The following is a 1,478-nucleotide window of genomic DNA, read 5'->3' as shown; positions in this document are numbered from 1 at the left end:
CCACCAAGACCAACCTGGCGGCGATCAACGAACAGATCCAGCAGCTGGCCGCTGCGGCGGCGGCAGGTGATTTCGCCGTGCGTGGCGATACCCAGCGCTTCGAGCATGACTTCCGCCGCATGGTGGAAACGCTCAACACCATGATGCAGGTCAGCGACCAGAACCTGGCTGCGCTGTCGACGCTGCTGCGCGCCATCGCCGCCGGTGACCTGAGTACACGGATGGAGGGTGACTTCCACGGCGTGTTCGCGGTGATGCGCGACGATGCCAACAGCACCGTGCAGCAGTTGACCCAGATCGTCGGCCAGATCCAGCAGTCTGCGGCCAGCATCCGCCTGGCCGCAGGCGAGATCGCGTCGGGCAACAGCGACCTGTCACGCCGTACCGAGCAGCAGGCGGCCAACCTGGAAGAGACCGCCGCGTCGATGGAGGAACTGACCTCCACCGTGCGCCAGAACGCCGATCATGCCCTGCAGGCCAACAAGCTGGCGGCCTCGGCCGCAGGCGTTGCCAGCGAAGGCGGGCAGGTGGTCAGCCAGGTGGTGCAGACCATGGAGCAGATCGAGACCTCTTCGCAGCGCATCGCCGAGATCATCTCGGTGATCGACGGCATCGCYTTCCAGACCAACATCCTSGCSCTSAACGCMKCGGTGGAAGCGGCGCGCGCCGGTGAACAGGGYCGTGGCTTTGCGGTGGTCGCCAGCGAAGTGCGCGCGCTGGCACAGCGCTCGGCGGGCGCGGCCAAGGAGATCAAGGAGCTGATCGACGCTTCGGTCGGCCATGTCGGCGCCGGCGCGCAGCTGGTGCACGGTGCGGGCCGCACGATGCAGGAGATCGTCGGCCAGGTCGGCCGGGTCAACGAGATCATGGCCGAGATCTCGGCCGCCTCGCGCGAGCAGTCGGCCGGTATCGAGCAGGTCAACCAGACTGTGGTGCAGATGGACGAGACCACCCAGCAGAATGCTGCGCTGGTGGAAGAAGCCACCGCTGCGGCGCGGGCGATGGAAGAACAGGCCGAGCAGCTGGCGGTGGCGGTGTCCCGCTTCCGCCTGCAGGCCGACACCCGGCCGGCTGCCGCGTTGCGCGCCGCCTGAGCCGGGGCATGAACGACGACGCCCGGCCAAGGCCGGGCGTCGATGTGCCACTGCATACGTGGTGCGCTGGGCTTAGAACATGCCTTCGAAGGGGTTCCAGCTGGTGTTGCCCTTCACCTGTTCCAGGTAGTAGCTGTAGTTGGTGCTCGAGGCGACCAGGAAGTTCATTGCAATGAACAGTGCGCGGGCCACGATGTCCGGCAGCACCAGGCTGACCGCGATCAGCACGATGTTGATGCCGATCACCACCAGCGCCTTGCGCCACATGCCCAGGATGAACAGATAGATCGCGCCGAAGAAGAAGGCGAAGAAGTTCAGGTTGATCTTCAGGCGGTCGCCGAAGGACAGCGCCTTCCAGGCCTGCTTGAAGCCGGGCTCCTTGGG

Annotated in this window: 2 protein-coding genes; one reads left to right on the top strand and one right to left on the bottom strand. The window is 66.1% G+C overall.

What is annotated here, in order from left to right; all coding sequences use genetic code 11:
- The coding region (locus tag AC1VAN_RS21650; RefSeq protein ID WP_480986723.1) for a methyl-accepting chemotaxis protein at window positions 1–1,094 on the top strand (1,094 nt) is incomplete at its 5' end.
- A gap of 72 nt (window positions 1,095–1,166) precedes the next feature.
- On the opposite strand, the gene AC1VAN_RS21645 is transcribed toward AC1VAN_RS21650, so the two are convergent.
- On the bottom strand, window positions 1,167–1,478 hold a 312-nt coding region (locus AC1VAN_RS21645; protein ID WP_480986722.1), incomplete at its 5' end, for a DUF2628 domain-containing protein.

Source organism: Stenotrophomonas sp. 05L44_2, from assembly GCF_056665995.1.
The sequence above is the reverse complement of the archived record's forward strand: the minus strand, read 5'-3'. Positions and strand labels throughout refer to the sequence as shown.